Source organism: Xanthomonas sp. CFBP 8443, from assembly GCF_025666195.1.
In the GTDB taxonomy this organism is placed as follows: Bacteria; Pseudomonadota; Gammaproteobacteria; order Xanthomonadales; family Xanthomonadaceae; genus Xanthomonas_A.
On the sequence record NZ_CP102592.1, the window covers coordinates 894455 to 911344 of the forward strand.

The window sequence follows — 16890 nt, forward strand, 5'->3', positions numbered from 1 at the left end:
GCAGCGCCATGCGCGAACAGCAGCGCCAGACCGATGGCCTGCGCGAGCGTGGCGAGCGGTGCGGCGTTCATGCGTCCACCCGCACTTCGCGCATCATGCCGCCGTCCATGTGGTACAGCAGATGGCAGTGGTAGGCCCAGCGGCCCAGCGCATCGGCGCGCACGCGGTAGCTGCGGCGCGTGCCGGGCGGCATGTCCACGGTGTGCTTGCGCACCTGGAACCGGCCTGCGGCGTCCTCCACGTCGCTCCACATGCCGTGCAGGTGGATCGGGTGCTGCATCATCGTGTCGTTGACCAGCACGATGCGCAGGCGCTCGCCGTAGTTCAGCCGCAGCGGCTCGGCGCTGGCGAACGGGATGCCGTCGAACGACCAGGCGAACTTCTCCATGTTGCCGGTCAGGTGCAGTTCGATCTCGCGCCCCGGCTCGCGGCCGTCGGGGTCCTCGAACAGGCTGTGCAGGTCGGCGTAGGTCAATACGCGGCGGCCGTTGCCGCGCAGGCCGATGCCCGGGTCGTCCAGTTTCGGCGCGGTGGCGGAGGACTGCATGTCCACCAGCGGATTGCTTCGCTCGCTGACCGGGTGCGCGGGCGGGGTGCTGGCGCCGGCGGCCGCATGAGCGCCGTGGTCCATCGCGGCATGCTCCATGCCGGCCATGCCCATGCTGGCGCCGCTACCGTCCTGTATGCCTTGCATCGGCGCGCCGCCGCCGTGGTCCATGCCGGCATGTCCGCCCATGTCGTGGCCCATGTCCTGCATGCGCAGCAGCGGCCGCGGATCGTTCGCCGGCACCGGCGCCTGCAGTCCCTGGCGCACCGCCAGGGTGCCGCGCGCGTAGCCGGTGCGGCCCATGTCCTGGGCGAACACCGTGTAGGCGTCCTGGCCGCTGGGCTCGACCAGCACGTCGTAGGTTTCGGCGGCAGCGATGCGCAGTTCGTCCACGCTCACCGGGTGCACGTACTGGCCGTCGGCGGCGACCACGGTCATCTTCAGCCCGGGAATGCGCACGTCGAAGTAGGTCATGCTGGAGGCGTTGATCAGGCGCAGCAGGATCTTTTCGCCGGGACGGAATTCGCCGGTCCAGTTGCCGTCCGGGGCGACGCCGTTGAGCAGGTAGGTGTAGGTGTTGGCGTTGACGTCGGACAGATCGCTCGGGGTCATCCGCATGCGGCCCCACATGCCGCGATCGGCGAGGGTGGCGCGCAGTCCGTCTTCGCGCGCGTCGCGCAGGAAGTCGGCGACGGTGCGCTGGTAGGTGTTGTCGTAGGACGGCATCTTCTTCAGCCGCCGGAACAGCGCCGCCGGGTCCAGGTCGGTCCAGTCCGACAGCAGCAGCACGTGCTCGCGGTCGTAGCGGTACGGCGGCGGCTGCAGCGGATCGATGACGATGGCGCCGTACAGGCCGGCCTGCTCCTGGTGCAGCGAATGGCTGTGGTACCAGTAGGTGCCGGACTGGCGCAGGGTGAAACGGTAGCGGTAGGTCTCGCCGGGGTAGATGCCGTCGAAACTCATGCCGGGCACGCCGTCCATGTTGGCCGGCAGCAGGATGCCGTGCCAGTGCACGGAGGTCTGCGCCTGCCCGGGCAGGCGGTTGGCGACGCGCACATCGACCGTGTCGCCTTCGCGCCAGCGCAGGATCGGCGCGGGCACGCTGCCGTTGACGGTGATGGCCGGGCGCTCGCGTCCGGTGAAGTTGACCCGTGCGCTGCCGATGCTCAGGTCGAAATCGGTGCCGTGCAGCTGGTAGGGCACGGCGCCGTTGCGGGCCAGCGCCGCGGCCTGCGCCGGGCGCAGCGACAGGCCGCCGAGGCCGGCGGCAGCGCCCAGTGCCAGACCGGTGACGAAACGGCGCCGCGACGGCAGGGCCGGCAGGCCGGAGGAAGGTGATTTCATGATGCAAGCCTCGATGCGATGCGCGACCGCCTGAGCGGTGCATGCGCGGAAACGACGGCGCGCGGAAGCGCGGCCGCAGTGGCGCCACCCGGAAGGGCGGCAGCGTCGCGATCAGGCGCTGGGAGGTCGCTCCAGCCGCGGCAGGCCCGGCGCGCCGCGGCCATCCTGATGGTCGCCTGGAAACCCGCCCTGCGCGGCGACGGGCAGGGCCGACGGCAGCGCGATCAGCGCCGGCAACGGCTGCGCATGCGGGCACTGGCAGCCTGCCGCGGTGCCGCAGCAGCCGTGCTTGCCGGCCTTGTCGTGGCAATCGTCGCCGTGCTCGTCGGCCTGCGGCGGCATGCCCTCATGACAGGGCATCGTCGCGCGGGCGACCTGCACGGCCTGCATGTGCTTGCCGGCGTGCGCATGCGCCATGGCATGGTCCGCGCCTGGCGCCGCGTCGGCCGTGCCGTGTACCCCCGGCATCGCCACGGCACTGCCGGCGCCATTGAGCAACAGGCTCAGGCACAGCAGCAGGCGGGTCAGCAGGGCGAAGATCGGCACGGAACACGAAAGGCGCGCGGAGGATGCCCAGAGAATACTGGAGTGATCGCTGCGGGCAAGCGCCGGCGCGCGCTGGCCGCTCGCTACGGCCGCACCCTGGAGCCGGGTCCAGGGCGCGCCTGCACTCCGGCAAACGCTTGGCGGACCTGGATTTCGTTGCAGCGTGAGCGGCCAATGAACGACGTGCGCGCCACGCCGACAATGGCTTGACCCTGGACCGACGTCCAGGGAGTAGCTTGGACGCATGAAACCGGTTGCCACTCCGTCCCACTTCACCATCGGCGCGCTCGCGCGCCAGGCCGACGTCGCCATCGACACGGTCCGTTACTACGAGCGCCAGGGCCTGCTGCCGGCGCCGCCGCGGCGCGCGTCCGGCTACCGCGACTACGATGCCGCCGCGGTGGAGCGGGTGCGCTTCATCCGCCGCGCCAAGGAGCTGGGATTTTCGCTGGAGGAGATCGGCGACCTGCTCGCGCTGCAGGACGACCGCGTGCATGGCGTGCAGGGCATCAGGCAGCGCGCAAACGAGCGCCTGCACGAACTGGACCGGCGCATCGCGCAACTGACCGAGATGCGCAACGCGCTGGCCGCACTGGTGGAGGAATGCCCGGGCAGCGGCGAACCCGAGCGTTGCCCGATCCTCAGCGACATCCGCGGCGACGCGGCGCCAGGCAAGGTGCAGCCGTGAACACCGCAGTCGCCGGCACCGCCACGCTGAGCCTGCCGGTACAGGGCATGAGCTGCGCGTCGTGCGCCGTGGGCCTGGAGCAGGCGCTCAACCAGTTGCCCGGGGTCAGCGCCCAGGCCAACTTCGCCACCGCGCGCGTGCGCCTGGACTACGACCCGCAGCAGGTGGATGCGCAGACCCTGCTGCAGCGCATCGGCCAGGCCGGCTATGCGGTGCCGACACAGACCGCGACGCTGGAACTGAGCGGCATGAGCTGCGCGTCCTGCGCCGCTTCGATCGAAGCGGTACTGGCGAAGACGCCCGGGGTGATCGCCGGCACGGTCAACCTGGCCTCGGCGCGCGCGCGCGTGGAGTACGTGGCCGGCGTGGTCGAGCCGGTCGACCTGATCGCGCGGATCGGCCAGGCCGGCTTCGGCGCCAGCGCGGTGCGCGAGCTGGACCAGGCGCAGATGGCCGCGCGCGAACAGGCCGAGCGCCGCGCCTGGCAGCGCGAGCTGGGCCTGTTCGCTGCGTCGGTGCTGCTGACCTTGCCGTTGTTCGCGCAGATGTTCGGCATGTTCGACCTCTCCGGTATCGACCATGCCCTCGGCGGCCAGCATGCCGAGCCGTTGCCGCGTTGGCTGCAGCTGCTGCTGGCCACGCCGGTGCAGTTCTGGATCGGCGCGCGCTTCTACCGCGCCGGGTTCGCGGCCTTGCGCAACGGCCGTGCCAACATGGACGTGCTGGTCGCGCTCGGCACCAGCATGGCCTATCTGTACAGTGCCGCGGTCACCCTGTTCGGCCTGGCCGGGCAGCACGTGTACTTCGAGGCCAGCGCCTCGATCATCACCCTGATCCTGCTCGGGCGCCTGCTCGAGGCGCGCGCCAGGCGCAGGACCTCCTCGGCGATCCGCGCCTTGCTCGACCTCAAGCCGAAGACCGCTAGGGTCGAGCGCGATGGCGCGATCGTGGAAATCGATGCCGCCGCGCTGGTCGTCGGCGACGTGTTCGTGGTCGCCGCCGGCGAGCGCGTGCCGGTGGACGGCGAGGTGCTCGACGGCCGCTCCAGCGTGGACGAGGCGATGCTGTCGGGCGAGGCGATGCCGGTGGCCAAGGAGCCGGGCAGCCGCCTGTTCGCGGCCACCGTGAACCAGTTCGGCATGCTGCGCGCGCGCGCCACCGGCGTCGGCGCCGATACCCTGCTGGCGCAGATCGTGCGCATGGTCGACGCGGCGCAGGGCTCCAAGGCGCCGGTGCAGCATCTGGTCGACCGCATCGCCGGGATCTTCGTGCCGGCGGTGATCGCGATCGCCGCGCTGACCCTGGCCGCGACCTGGGCGCTGAGCGGCAGCTTCGCCACCGCGCTGGTGCATGCGGTGGCGGTGCTGGTGATCGCCTGCCCGTGCGCGCTGGGCCTGGCCACGCCGACCGCGATCATGGTCGGCACCGGCGTGGGCGCCAGGGCCGGCATCCTGATCCGCAACGCCGAGGTGCTTGAGCGCGCGCGCACGCTGACCACGCTGGTGGTGGACAAGACCGGCACCCTGACCGAAGGCCGGCCGCAGGTGATCGCGACCGGCGTGGCGGAGGGCGGCGACGCCACCGCACTGCTGCGCCTGGCTGCGGCGCTGGAGACTGGGTCGGCGCACCCGCTGGCGCAGGCGATCGTGCGCCGTGCCGCCGACGACGGCGTGCGCGGGCCGGCGCCTGCGCCGCGGCTGGAGGCGGTGGAGACGCTGCCCGGCAAGGGCGTGCGCGGCCGCGTCGATGCGCGCGAGGTGGCGCTGGGCTCGCTGGCGTGGATCCAGGAACTGGCCGTGCAGGCGCCGGACGCGGCCCTGCTGCAGCGCGCGGACGCGGCGCAGTCGCGCGGACAGAGCGTGGTCGCCGTGGCGGTAGACGGCCAGTTTGCTGGCTACATCGCCATCGCCGATCCGTTGCGCGACGGTGTAGCCGCAGCGGTCGCCCGGCTCAAGGCGCGCGGCATCGACGTGGCGATGCTGACCGGCGACAACCGCCATGTCGCGCGGGCGGTGGCCGCGCAGGTCGGCATCCAGCGGGTGCTGGCCGAAGTGCTGCCGCAGCACAAGGCCGAGGAAGTGCGGCGCCTGCAGGCCGAGCGCGGCGCGCACGTGGGCATGGTCGGCGATGGCATCAACGACGCGCCGGCGCTGGCCGCGGCCGACGTCAGCTTCGCGATCGGCGCCGGCTCGGACATCGCGGTGGAAGCGGCCGACGTGGTGCTGGTGCACGGCGACTTGGACGACGTGGCCACCGCCATCGACCTGTCCGCGGCGACCTTGCGCAAGATCCGCCAGAACCTGTTCTTCGCTTTCGTCTACAACGTGCTCGGCATCCCGTTGGCGGCGTTCGGCCTGCTCAATCCGGTGATCGCCGGCGCGGCGATGGCGCTGAGTTCGGTCTCGGTGCTGGCCAATTCCCTGCTGCTGAACCGCTGGCGGCCGCGGTGAACGCGGCGCCGCGGTGACAACGCCACTCCGAACGAGGACACTGCAATGCGTCATCTCCAACTCACAGTCCAGGGCATGACCTGCGGCGGCTGCGCGGCACGGCTGAAACGGGTGCTGGAGGCCAGCGCCGGGGTCGCCGCTGCGCAGATCGTGCTGGACGGCGGGCGTGTGGATGTCGACTACGACGACGCCCGCATCGACCCGGCGGCGATCGAGCGCGCCATCGCCGACGCCGGCTTCGGTGTCGCGGCGCGCTGAGCGGCGGCGTGAGCGCCGCTCAGCCGGTCGCGACCACGCCCACGAAACGCCACGCCACCAAGTGAACGTCGCCGCGCGGCGCCGCTGCGGCGCGACCCAAGGACATCGGCAGGCGTGTATCGTGGGCACGATTTTTCCGCCCTGCGCACCGCCATGACCCCTCGCGATTGGGTGGCCAACGCCATCCAGAAGATCGAAGCCGATTTCAACCGCTCGGCCGACACCCACCTGATCCCGCTGGACCTGCCCGGTTTCCCCGGCATCGACCTGTATTTCAAGGACGAATCCAGCCATCCCACCGGCAGCCTCAAGCACCGCCTGGCGCGCTCGCTGTTCCTGTACGCGCTGGCCAACGGCTGGCTGCGCGAGGGGCGCCCGGTGATCGAGGCCTCCAGCGGCTCCACCGCGGTATCCGAAGCCTATTTCGCGCGCCTGCTGGGCTTGCCGTTCATCGCGGTGATGCCGGCCACGACCTCGCCGGAGAAGATCGCCGCGATCGAGTTCCAGGGCGGACGCTGCCACCTGGTCGAGCGCGCCTGCGACTTGCACGCCGATTCGGTGCAGTTGGCGCGCGAAAGCGGCGGCCATTTCATGGACCAGTTCCTGTACGCCGAGCGCGCCACCGACTGGCGCGCCAACAACAACATCGCCGAGTCGATCTTCCGGCAGATGCAGGAAGAACCGCATCCGGTGCCCGAATGGATCGTGTGCAGCCCCGGCACCGGCGGCACCGCCGCCACGCTCGGCCGCTACGTGCGCTACCGCCGCCATGCCACCCGCATCCTGTGCGCCGATCCGGAGGTGTCGATGTTCTTCGACGGCTACCGCGAGGCGCTGGCCGGACGCGATTATGCCGGCCTGACCAGTACCGGCGGTTCGCGCATCGAGGGCATCGGCCGTCCGCGGGTGGAATCCAGCTTCATTCCCAGCTGCGTCGATGCGATGGTCAAGGTGCCCGATGCGCTGAGCCTGGCGGCGATGCGCTACGTCAGCGCGCGCCTGGGGCGGCGCGTGGGCGGCTCCACCGGCACCAATTTCGTCGGCGTGCTGCAGGCCGCCACGCAGATGCGCGAGCAGGGCCGCAGCGGCTCCATCGTCACCATCCTGTGCGACAGCGGCGAGCGCTACGGGCACAGCTACTACCAGCCGGACTGGTACCGCCAGCACGGCATCGACGTGGAGCAGGCCGACGCGCAGCTGGCCGCGGCGGTGGCCGGCGCCGGACTGCCGCCGCTGGCTTGCGCCGCGCTGTCCTGATCGCCATATCCCGATGATGGCCGGCAGTGCCGGCCCTTCCCCCGCTACCGAGAGTCCCGCGATGACCAACCCCCTGCTCGATTTTTCCGGCCTGCCGCGCTTCGATGCGATCCAGCCCGAGCACGTCGGCCCGGCGATCGATGCGCTGCTGGCCGAGGCCGAGGCGGCGGTCGCCCAGGCCGAGCGGGTCGCACCGCTGCGCTGGGACAGCTTCGTGGCGCCGCTGGACGACGCCACCGAGCGCCTGTGGCGCGCCTGGGGCCAGGTCAACCACCTGCAGGGCGTGGTCAACACGCCGGCGCTGCGCGAGGCCTACAACGCCAACCTGCCCAAGGTGACGCGTTTCTCCAGCGCGCTGGGGCAGAACCTGGCGCTGTTCGCGCAGTACCGCGCGCTGGCCGCCACGCCCGAGGCCGCCGGCTACGACGCCGCGCGGCGCAAGGTGCTGGACAACGCGCTGCGCGATTTCCGCCTGGGCGGCGCCGAACTGGGCGATGCCGACAAGCAGCGTTTCGCCGCGATCCAGGAAGAACTGTCGGCGCTGTCGGCGAAGTTTTCGCAGAACGTGCTCGACGCCACCGATGCGTGGTCGCTGCTGGTCGACGACCGCGCGCGCCTGGCCGGCCTGCCCGAGGACGTGGTCGCCGCGGCGCGCGCGGCCGCCGACAAGGACGGCCAGCCCGGCTGGAAGCTGACCCTGCAGATGCCGTGCTACCTGCCGGTGCAGATGTATGCCGACGATCGCGCGCTGCGCGAGACCCTGTACCGCGCCAACGCGATCCGCGCCTCGGAGTTCGGCGACCCGGCGCTGGACAACAGCGCGGCGATCGAGCGCATCCTGGCGCTGCGCGGCGAGTTGGCCGGCCTGCTCGGCTTCGCCAGCTACGCCGAGTATTCGCTGGCGACCAAGATGGCGCGCAGCCCCGACGAGGTGCTGGGCTTCCTGCGCGACCTCGCCGCGCGCGCCAAGCCGTACGCGCAGCGCGACCGCGCCGAACTGGAAGCCTACGCCCGCGAGCACCTGGGCCTGGACGAGCTGCAGGCCTGGGACCTGGCCTACGCCAGCGAAAAGCTCAAGCAGGCGCGCTACAGCTTCTCCGAGCAGGAAGTGAAGCAGTACTTCACCGAGCCGAAGGTGCTGGACGGCCTGTTCGGCGTCATCAACGACCTGTACGGCCTGCAGGTGCAAGCGGACAGCGCGCCGGTGTGGCATCCGGACGTGCGCTTCTTCCGCGTCAGCGACGCACAGGGCCGCCTGGTCGGGCAGTTCTATCTGGACCTGTACGCGCGCGAGGGCAAGCGCGGCGGCGCCTGGATGGACGATTGCCGCAACCGCCGCGACCGCGCCGACGGCGTGCAGACGCCGCTGGTGTACCTGGTGTGCAACTTCGGCCGCGGCGGCGACGGCAAGCCGGCCACCTTCACCCACAACGAAGTCACCACCCTGTTCCACGAAATGGGCCACGGCCTGCACCAGTTGCTGACCCAGGTCGGCGAGCTCGGCGTGGCCGGCATCAACGGCGTGGAATGGGACGCGGTGGAACTGCCCAGCCAGTTCATGGAGAACTTCTGCTGGGAATGGCCGCGCCTGCAGGCGATGACCGCGCACGTGGACAGCGGGCAGCCGCTGCCGCGCGCGCTGTTCGACAAGATGCTCGCGGCGAAGAACTACCAGAGCGGCATGTTCACCGTGCGCCAGCTGGAATTCGCGCTGTTCGACATGCAGTTGCATCACAGCTTCGACGCCGCCGGCGACAGCATGCTGCAACTGCTCGAGCGCGTGCGCGACGAGGTGGCGGTGAACCGGCCGCCGGCATGGAACCGCTTCCCGCACCAGTTCAGCCACATCTTCGCCGGCGGCTACGGCGCCGGCTACTACAGCTACAAGTGGGCCGAAGTGCTCAGCGCTGACGCCTATGCCGCGTTCGAGGAGGCGCCGGACCAGTTGGCCGCCACCGGTGCGCGGTTCTTGCAGCAGATCCTGGCGCGCGGCGGTAGCCGTCCGGCGCTGGAGAACTTCACCGCGTTCCGCGGCCGCGCGCCGGAGCTGGATGCCTTGCTGCGGCACAGCGGCATGGCCGGCTGATCGCCCGCCACCGCGCCGCTATCCATGCGGCGCGATGGCAATGTGCCGAATGCGCTGGCGCACGCATCCGCCTTTCGCGCGCAGCAATTCGCCGATCCGTCTGGGTGCGCACGCGCCACATGTGCGCGTGGTGGCTGATGGCAGCAGTTTCTTCCTTGTCTTCCGGCCGGCATGCGCCTAGTTGCACCGTGGCCCGAGCGGGTTAACAGGTCCTTAGCGCGTCGGCGTGCTAGAACATTGCCGAACACGATGGCTCTCACGAGCCCATGGAAGAAACCCCGGCCACGGGGCCGGCCAGGCACAGGAGGTTGGGCATGAAACGCTGCATCTGGATCGCACCGCTGTTGCTGGCCGCCGTCGCGCCGGTGCTGGCGCAGAGCAACGGCGGGTTCGCCCGCAGCGCCGCCAATCTGCGCGCAGGCCCGGCCAACGACTATCCGCGCGTCGCCACGGTGGTGGGCGGCGACAGCATCACCGTCTACGGATGCGTCAACGATTTTTCGTGGTGCGATGTGCGCTGGCGCGAGGCGCGCGGATGGCTGCCGGCCGGCGTGGTCGAGTTCGACGCGCGCGACGGTGTCTTCGCTCCGGCCATCGGGTTCGCCCTCGATCCCTATTGGGATGCGCACTACCGTGGCCGGCCCTGGGCGCGCGACCGCGCACGCTGGCGACAGCAAGCGCAGGCGTCGCCCTCTGCGCCGGCGCCGATGCCCGAGGCGCTCAAGCGTCAGCTGATCCCGCAACGTATCGCCGACACGCTCGGCTACCAGCCGGCGCCGCCCGCCGTGGAGGCGCCGATGCAGTCGCAATGGGTGCCGCCGGGCGAGCGCATGTACCAGGCGCCGCCGCCGGATGCGCTCAACCCCAAGCGCAACAAGGAACTGGCCGAGCAGCAGCGGCGCGATGAAGACGAGCGGCGTTGGCGCGAGTCCGTGCACCAGTCGACCGAGCCCCCGCAATCCTCGCCGTCCGCCTCGCCATGGTGGCCGCCGAAGCCGGAGACCGTGGTGCTGGCGGCGCAGCACACGCCGCCGCCGGCACCACCGCCACCGCCACCGAAGCCCGCTTCGCCACCGCCCGCGCCACCGCCATCCGCGCCGCCGCCCAGGAAAGAGCGGATCAAGGACGAGGACGAGAGCAAGCGCCGCGACGGCAAGCAACTGGAACGTTGACGTCGCCGGCGGTCGGCGGCAGGACACGCCTGCCGCTGCCGTGCGCAGCCCCGCTCAGCGCTTGCCGAACACCAGCGCGGCGTTGGTGCCGCCGAAGCCGAAGCTGTTGGACATCACCGTGCGCAGGTTCGCCTCGCGGCTCTCGCGCACGATCGGGAAACCCTCGGCGCGCGGATCCAGCGCGTCGATGTTGGCCGAGCCGGCGATGAAACCGTCGCGCATCATCAGCAGGCAGTAGATCGCCTCGTGCACGCTGGCCGCGCCCAGCGAATGCCCGGACAGCGCCTTGGTCGAGGACAGCGGCGGCACCGCGTCGCCGAACACCTCGCGCACCGCGCCCAGTTCGGTGACGTCGCCCAGCGGCGTGGAGGTGCCGTGCGTGTTGAGGTAGTCGATCGGCGCGTCCACGCCCTGCATCGCCATCTGCATGCAGCGCACCGCGCCCTCGCCGGACGGGGCGACCATGTCGGCGCCGTCGGAGGTCACGCCGTAGCCGAGCAGTTCGGCATGGATGCGCGCGCCGCGCGCCACCGCGCGCTCGTAGTCTTCCAGCACCAGCATGCCGCCGCCGCCGGCGATGACGAAGCCGTCGCGCTCGGCGTCGTACGGACGCGAGGCCACCGCCGGGCGGTCGTTGAAGCCGCTGGACAGCGCGCCCATCGCATCGAACATCAGGCTCATGGTCCAGTCCAGTTCCTCGCCGCCGCCGGCGAACATCACGTCCTGCTGGCCGTGGCGGATCAGGTCCGCGGCCGCGCCGATGCAGTGCGCCGAGGTCGCGCAGGCCGCCGACAGCGAATAGCTCACGCCCTTGATCTTGAACGCGGTGGCCAGGCTGGCCGAGACTGCCGAGCACATGGTGCGCGGCACCATGTACGGGCCGACCTTGCGCACGCCGCGGTTGCGCAGCAGGTCCGCCGCTTCCACCTGCCAGTGGCTGGAGCCGCCGCCGGAACCGGCGATCAGGCCGGTGCGCACGTCGCTGACCACGGCCTCGTCCAGGCCCGCGTCGGCGATCGCGTCGCGCAACGCCAGGTAGGCGTACGCCGACGCATCGCCCATGAAGCGCTTGAGCTTGCGGTCGATCAGCGCCTCCAGGTCCAGCTGCACGTCGCCGGCGACCTGGCTGCGCAGGCCGTGTTCGGCGGCCTCGGGATTGGCGCGGATGCCGGCGCGGCTGTCGCGCAGCGCGCGCGACACCGTATCCAGGTCGTTGCCCAGGCATGAGGTGATGCCCATGCCGGTGATCGCGACGCGGCGCATCAGAACGCCTCCGTCGAGGTGAACAGGCCCACGCGCAGATCCTTGGCGGTGTAGATCTCGCGGCCATCGACCGACATGCGCGCGTCGGCCACCGCCATCACCAGCTTGCGATTGATGACCCGGCTGATGTCCAGTTCGTAGACGACCTGCTTGGCGCTCGGCAGCACCTGCCCGGTGAACTTCACTTCGCCCACGCCCAGCGCGCGGCCGCGGCCCGGTGCGCCGATCCAGGTCAGAAAGAAGCCGGTCAGTTGCCACATCGCATCCAGGCCCAGGCAGCCGGGCATCACCGGGTCACCGATGAAGTGGCAGCCGAAGAACCACAGGTCCGGGCGCACGTCGAGTTCGGCGCGGACCGTGCCCTTGCCGTGCGCGCCGCCGGCATCGTCGATGTGGGTGATGCGGTCGAACATCAGCATCGGATCGTTGGGCAGGCGTCCAGCCTCGGCGCCGAACAGCTCGCCGCGGGCGCTGGCGAGAAGTTGTTCGCGTGAATACGAAGTGAGGCGGCTCATGAGCAGAAATTCCCAGGGCAGACGGTCGAGGCGCGCAAGCGTGCACGAGGTGCGCGCTTTCAATCAAACGTTTTATCCGTACGCACGCGTAGCGTAGACAGTGCTGCAATGCGGCGCGCTGAGCGAAATCAAGGCATGCGTTCTCGGCGTATGCGCGAGCCTGGCTTATCATGCGGCTACCGTTCGCTGGCGTAGGGTGCAGGGCCGATGCGCAAGATCATTCACGTCGACATGGATGCGTTCTACGCGTCCGTGGAGCAGCGTGACGATCCCGCATTGCGCGGCAAACCGGTGGTGGTGGCCTGGCGCGGCATGCGCTCGGTGGTCTGCGCCGCGTCCTACGAAGCGCGCGTGTTCGGGATCCGCTCGGCGATGCCGGCGCTGCGCGCCGAGCGGCTGTGCCCGGACGCGATCTTCGTGCCGCCGGATTTCGCGCGCTACAAGGCGGTGTCGCGGCAGGTGCGCGAGATCTTCCAACGCCACACCGACCTGATCGAGCCGCTGTCGCTGGACGAAGCCTATCTCGACGTCACCGTGCCCAAGGGCGAGCTGGCCACCGCCACCGAGATCGCGCAGACCATCCGCGCGCAGATCCGCGAGGAAACCCAGCTGACCGCGTCGGCCGGCATCGCGCCGAACAAGTTCCTGGCCAAGATCGCCTCGGACTGGCGCAAGCCCGACGGCCAGTTCGTGGTCCGCCCGCATCGCGTCGACGCGTTTCTGACCCCGCTGCCGGTGAGCAAGGTGCCGGGCGTGGGCAAGGTGATGCAGGCCAAGCTGGCGGCGCTGGGCATCGTCACCGTCGGCGACCTGCGCACGCATGCCGAAGCGGAACTGGAGGCGCACTTCGGCAGCTTCGGGCGGCGCCTGTACCAGCGTGCGCGCGGCATCGACGAGCGGCCGGTGGAGTCGGACCAGCCGGTACAGTCGATCTCTTCCGAAGACACCTTCGCCGAAGACCTGGCACTGGACGCGCTGGAGCCGGCGATCCGCCAGCTGGCGGAGAAGACCTGGAACGCGACCCGTCGCACCGAGCGCGTCGCGCGCACCGTGGTGCTGAAGCTGAAGACCGCGCAGTTCCGCATCCTGACCCGCAGCTTCACCCCGGAGCAGCCGCCGGACTCGCTGCAGGCGCTGACCGACATCGCACTGGCCTTGCGCCAGCGCGTCGAGCTGCCCGCGTCCACGCGTTACCGCCTGGTCGGCGTGGGGCTGGCCGGCTTCCACGAAGCCGAGCCGGTGCAGACGCAAGGACAGCTGTTCCGCTGAACCGTGCAGCCATGCGCGCGGCCGTGTTCGCGCCGCGCGCGGGCGCCTCGCTCACGGCCAGCGCATTTCGCCCTTGGCCACCTTCGCGCTCAGCTGCAGCGCCTCCACGCCGCCCAGCTGCGGATAGCGGCGCTGCATCGCCGCGACCAGCGCGGCCGCATCCTTGGCCTTGGCGGTTTCCTCGTCGAAGGCGCGGATGTAGTCGGCGGTGAAGCGCACCGCGGCCAGGTCCTGCGCCGCGCCCGGCACGAAGTGCCCGGGAATCACCCGCTGCGGCTGCAGCGCCTGGATCCGTTGCAGCGTGGCCAGCCACTGCGCATGCGATGCCGGGGTCTGCGTATCGGCCATCCACACGTGTTCGCCGGCCACCACCGGGATTCCGCCGAGCACGGTCCGGATCGAGGGAATCCACACGAACGTGCGGTCCGGGGTCGCCCCGTCCAGGCCGACGATCTGCAGCTCGCGGCCTTCCAGCAGCAGGCGGTCGCTGTGCAGCGGCTGCGGCAGCACGATGCGCTGCGGCGCGTCGGCACCGAGCTTGGGTCCCCACACCTGCAGCTTCTGCGCCTGGGTCTGGCGGATGTGCGCGACCGTCGCCGGGCTGGCCAGCACCTTGGCCTGCGGGAACGCCTGGGTGAGCACGTCCAGGCCGAAGTAGTAGTCCGGATCGCCGTGGCTGATGTAGATCGTGGTCAGGCGCTTACCGGAGCCGCGGATCTGCGCGACGAGGGCGCGCGCATCGGCCGCGGAGAACTGCGCGTCGACCAGGAGCACGTCCTTGGCGCCGCTCACCAGCACCGAGGCGACGCCGAAGATCGCGTTCGCGTCCGGATGGTAGACCTGCACCTGCAACGGCGCGGCGGCCGGCTGCTTCGCGGTGGCAGCTGCGGCCTGGGCGGGGGTGCCGGTTGCGGCGTGCGCCGCGCCATTGCCGGCGATGCCGAGGGCAAGGATCAGCGCGGCGCCGAGGCGCGACAACGAAAAGGAAGACATGCGGAACTCCATCGGGAAAGGCGACGCCATGCATCGGCATGGCGTGCGGATCGGCCGCGCCCGTATGCGGTCGCGGCGCGGAACGGGCGGCCGCGCGCGGCGCCATCGGCACGCCGCCGCGCAGTGCGCCGGGCGTCGCTGCTCAGTACGCGGCGGTGGCGACCTGGCGCAGGTACTGCGGGCGTTCGATTTCGTCGACGAAGGCGCTGGCGTAGTCGGCGTAGCTGATCGCGCTGTGGCCGTGCACATCGTTGAGCAATGCCGTGGCCTGGGTGCGCACGCCGCCGCGCTTGGCGCCGGGGCCGATTTCCGCGGCCGGGGCGTAGAAGGTCCAGTCCAGATCGGCGGCCGCCTGGAAGCGCTGCAGGGCGGCGCGGTGCGCCAGCGCATAGGGCTTGTAGGCATCGGGGAAGTTCGGCGTGTCCACCAGTTGCACGCCCGGCGCCACTTCCAGGCTGCCGGCGCCACCGACCGCCAGCAGGCGCGGCACGCCGGCGCTGCGGGCGACCTCGATCAGGGTCTGGGCCACGCCGGGAATCGTGTCGGCCGCCTCGGCACCGGGGCCGTAGGCGCTGGCCAGTACGTCGTGGCCGCGCACCGCGGCGACGAGGGCGGCGCGGTCGTCCAGCGACGCGACCACGATGTTGGCGCCGTCCAGTTCCGGCGGCAGCGGCTGCGCGCGGCGGACCAGGGCGGTGACCGCATGGCCGCGGCGCAAGGCGTCCTGGGCGATATGGCGGCCGATATTGCCGGTGGCGCCGATCAGGGCGATGTGCATCGAGGTGCTCCAGAGAGGGACGGGATGTGCACAGCGTAGCCATGGCAATTAGCGCGATAAACCGCGTATAAGTCGATTCTTTGTTGCATGGAACGGGCAAATGGACCGTCTGACCGCGATTGCGGTGTTCGTCGAGGTCGCCGAGCGCGGCAGTCTCACCGGCGCCGCCGAGGCGCTGGACCTGTCGCGGGCGATGGTCTCGCGCCATCTGGCCGAGCTGGAGCGCTGGCTGGGCGCCCGCCTGCTGCACCGGACCACGCGACGGGTGACCCTGACCGGTGCCGGCGAGACCGCGCTGGCGCGGTTCCGGCCGATGCTGGCGATCGGCGCATCGCTGCGCGACGAGTTGGCCAGCGACGACCCGGAGCCGCACGGACAGCTGCGCGTCACCGCCTCGGCCTCATTCGGGCAGGCGCATCTGGCCGCGGCGGCGGCCGAGTTCGTGACCCGCTACCCGCAGGCGCGGGTGGACATGCTGCTGGCCGATCGCACAGTCAACCTGGTCGAGGAGCGCATCGACCTGGCGGTGCGCATCTCCAATCGCGTCGATCCGGGACTGATCGCGCGGCGCCTGAGCGTATGCCGCTCGGTGCTGTGCGCGGCGCCGGCCTACCTGCAGCGGCACGGCGCGCCGCTGAGCGCCGCCGACCTGGCCGCGCACAACTGCCTGGGCCATCACTACGTGGGCAAGCACGAATGGCCGCTGCGCTATCGCGGCGAACGGGTGTCGGTGCCGGTGAGCGGCAACTTCACCGCCAACGAGGCCACCGTGCTGCTGGAGGCGGTGCGGATCGGCGCCGGCATCGCGATGCTGCCCACCTACCAGGCCGCAGCGCTGCTGCGCAGCGGCGAACTGCGGCGCGTCTTGCCCGACCACGAACTCGACACCATGGACATCTTCGGCGTGTATGCGTCGCGCCGGCAGCAGCCGGCGATCGTGCGCGTGTTCCTGGATTTCCTGGTCGCGCGTTTCGGCGAAGTGCCGTACTGGGATCGCGACTGAGCGCGGCGCCTACAATGGGCGCTGCGCTTCGCACCGAGGAACGAGATGACATTTCCGTTTGCGCTGGTGGTATTCGATCTGGATGGCACGCTGGTGGACAGCGGCGCCGATATCGCCGAAGCGCTCAATCGCACGCTCGCCGACTTCGGCCTGGCGCGCGTGCCCGACGCCACCGTGCTCGGCTGGATCGGCGAGGGCGTGCGCAAGCTGGTCGAGGCCGCGTGGCGGCATGCGCACGACGCCACGCCGATCGACGCGGTGATGCCGACCTTCATGCGCCACTACGAGGAGTGCCTGCTGCGCAGCCCGCGCCTGTATCCGGGCGCGGCCGAGGCGCTGGCGCAGTTGCGCACGCGCGGCGTGACGCTGGCGCTGTGCACCAACAAACCGTCCGCGTTCGTGCCGCCGCTGCTGCGCCATCTCGGCGTGGCCGACGCGTTCGCCGCGACGCTCGGCGGGGACAGCCTGCCCGAGCGCAAGCCGAGCCCGCTGCCGCTGCTGCACCTGGCGCAGCGCTTCGCGCAGCCGCCGGCCCGTTGCCTGATGGTCGGCGATTCCGGCACCGACCTGCAGGCCGCGCACGCCGCCGGCATGCCCGCCGCGCTGGTGCGCTACGGCTATCCGCGCGACCTGGACCTGGCCAGCGCGGAGGTGGTGCTGCTGATGGACGACATGCGCGAGTTGCTGACGCTGGGGTAGCCGCCGGCGATCGCTGCGCGCG

The 16890-nt window shown here is 71.0% G+C and carries 15 protein-coding genes; 9 read left to right on the top strand and 6 right to left on the bottom strand.

Annotation, left to right across the window (positions count from 1 at the left end):
* Positions 1-67: 67 nt before the first annotated feature.
* Entirely contained in the window at positions 68-1891 is a 1824-nt protein-coding gene (locus NUG20_RS03785; protein ID WP_263397120.1) for a copper resistance system multicopper oxidase, read from the bottom strand.
* Between the two features lie 111 nt (positions 1892-2002).
* Entirely contained in the window at positions 2003-2437 is a 435-nt protein-coding gene (locus tag NUG20_RS03790) for a CopL family metal-binding regulatory protein (protein ID WP_263397121.1), read from the bottom strand.
* Between the two features lie 244 nt (positions 2438-2681).
* On the opposite strand from NUG20_RS03790, the gene NUG20_RS03795 reads away from it, so the two are divergent.
* The 6 genes from NUG20_RS03795 (at position 2682) to NUG20_RS03820 (ending at position 10348) form a co-directional block, all read left to right on the top strand.
* A complete protein-coding gene (locus NUG20_RS03795) occupies positions 2682-3125 on the top strand; it encodes a heavy metal-responsive transcriptional regulator (protein ID WP_263397122.1) in 444 nt (147 codons plus the stop codon).
* Positions 3122-5575 (top strand): heavy metal translocating P-type ATPase, encoded by a 2454-nt coding sequence (locus NUG20_RS03800; protein WP_263397123.1) that lies wholly within the window; start codon positions 3122-3124, stop codon positions 5573-5575. Before NUG20_RS03795 ends, NUG20_RS03800 begins: the two co-directional genes overlap by 4 nt.
* A 45-nt stretch (positions 5576-5620) precedes the next feature.
* Positions 5621-5833, top strand: a complete 213-nt coding sequence (locus NUG20_RS03805) for a heavy-metal-associated domain-containing protein (RefSeq protein WP_263397124.1) — start codon at positions 5621-5623, stop codon at positions 5831-5833.
* A gap of 153 nt (positions 5834-5986) precedes the next feature.
* On the top strand, positions 5987-7090 hold the full coding sequence (locus tag NUG20_RS03810) for a PLP-dependent cysteine synthase family protein (RefSeq protein WP_263397125.1): 1104 nt from the start codon (positions 5987-5989) through the stop codon (positions 7088-7090).
* Positions 7091-7151: 61 nt separating this feature from the next.
* Complete coding sequence (locus NUG20_RS03815; RefSeq protein ID WP_263397126.1) at positions 7152-9176, top strand: M3 family metallopeptidase; 2025 nt, start codon at positions 7152-7154, stop codon at positions 9174-9176.
* A 314-nt stretch (positions 9177-9490) separates the two neighbouring features.
* Positions 9491-10348, top strand: a complete 858-nt coding sequence (locus NUG20_RS03820) for an SH3 domain-containing protein (protein WP_263397127.1) — start codon at positions 9491-9493, stop codon at positions 10346-10348.
* Positions 10349-10402: 54 nt separating this feature from the next.
* On the opposite strand, the gene fabB is transcribed toward NUG20_RS03820, so the two are convergent.
* Together fabB and fabA are read right to left on the bottom strand one after the other, a co-directional pair.
* Positions 10403-11611 (bottom strand): beta-ketoacyl-ACP synthase I, encoded by a 1209-nt coding sequence (gene fabB, locus NUG20_RS03825; RefSeq protein ID WP_263397128.1) that lies wholly within the window; start codon positions 11609-11611, stop codon positions 10403-10405.
* Entirely contained in the window at positions 11611-12126 is a 516-nt protein-coding gene (gene fabA / locus NUG20_RS03830) for a 3-hydroxyacyl-[acyl-carrier-protein] dehydratase FabA (RefSeq protein WP_263397129.1), read from the bottom strand. Before fabA ends, fabB begins: the two co-directional genes overlap by 1 nt.
* Before the next feature lie 207 nt (positions 12127-12333).
* On the opposite strand from fabA, the gene dinB reads away from it, so the two are divergent.
* A complete protein-coding gene (gene dinB / locus NUG20_RS03835; protein WP_263397130.1) occupies positions 12334-13395 on the top strand; it encodes a DNA polymerase IV in 1062 nt (353 codons plus the stop codon).
* Positions 13396-13446: 51 nt separating this feature from the next.
* Here the strand turns inward: dinB and NUG20_RS03840 are convergent, their stop codons facing one another.
* Both NUG20_RS03840 and NUG20_RS03845 read right to left on the bottom strand, forming a co-directional pair.
* A complete protein-coding gene (locus NUG20_RS03840) occupies positions 13447-14388 on the bottom strand; it encodes an MBL fold metallo-hydrolase (RefSeq protein WP_263397131.1) in 942 nt (313 codons plus the stop codon).
* A gap of 142 nt (positions 14389-14530) precedes the next feature.
* A complete protein-coding gene (locus tag NUG20_RS03845) occupies positions 14531-15166 on the bottom strand; it encodes an NAD(P)-dependent oxidoreductase (protein ID WP_263397132.1) in 636 nt (211 codons plus the stop codon).
* A 100-nt stretch (positions 15167-15266) separates the two neighbouring features.
* On the opposite strand from NUG20_RS03845, the gene NUG20_RS03850 reads away from it, so the two are divergent.
* Positions 15267-16169, top strand: a complete 903-nt coding sequence (locus NUG20_RS03850) for a LysR family transcriptional regulator (protein ID WP_263397133.1) — start codon at positions 15267-15269, stop codon at positions 16167-16169.
* A 45-nt stretch (positions 16170-16214) separates the two neighbouring features.
* On the top strand, positions 16215-16868 hold the full coding sequence (gene gph / locus NUG20_RS03855; RefSeq protein WP_263397134.1) for a phosphoglycolate phosphatase: 654 nt from the start codon (positions 16215-16217) through the stop codon (positions 16866-16868).
* The last annotated feature ends 22 nt before the right edge of the window (positions 16869-16890 follow it).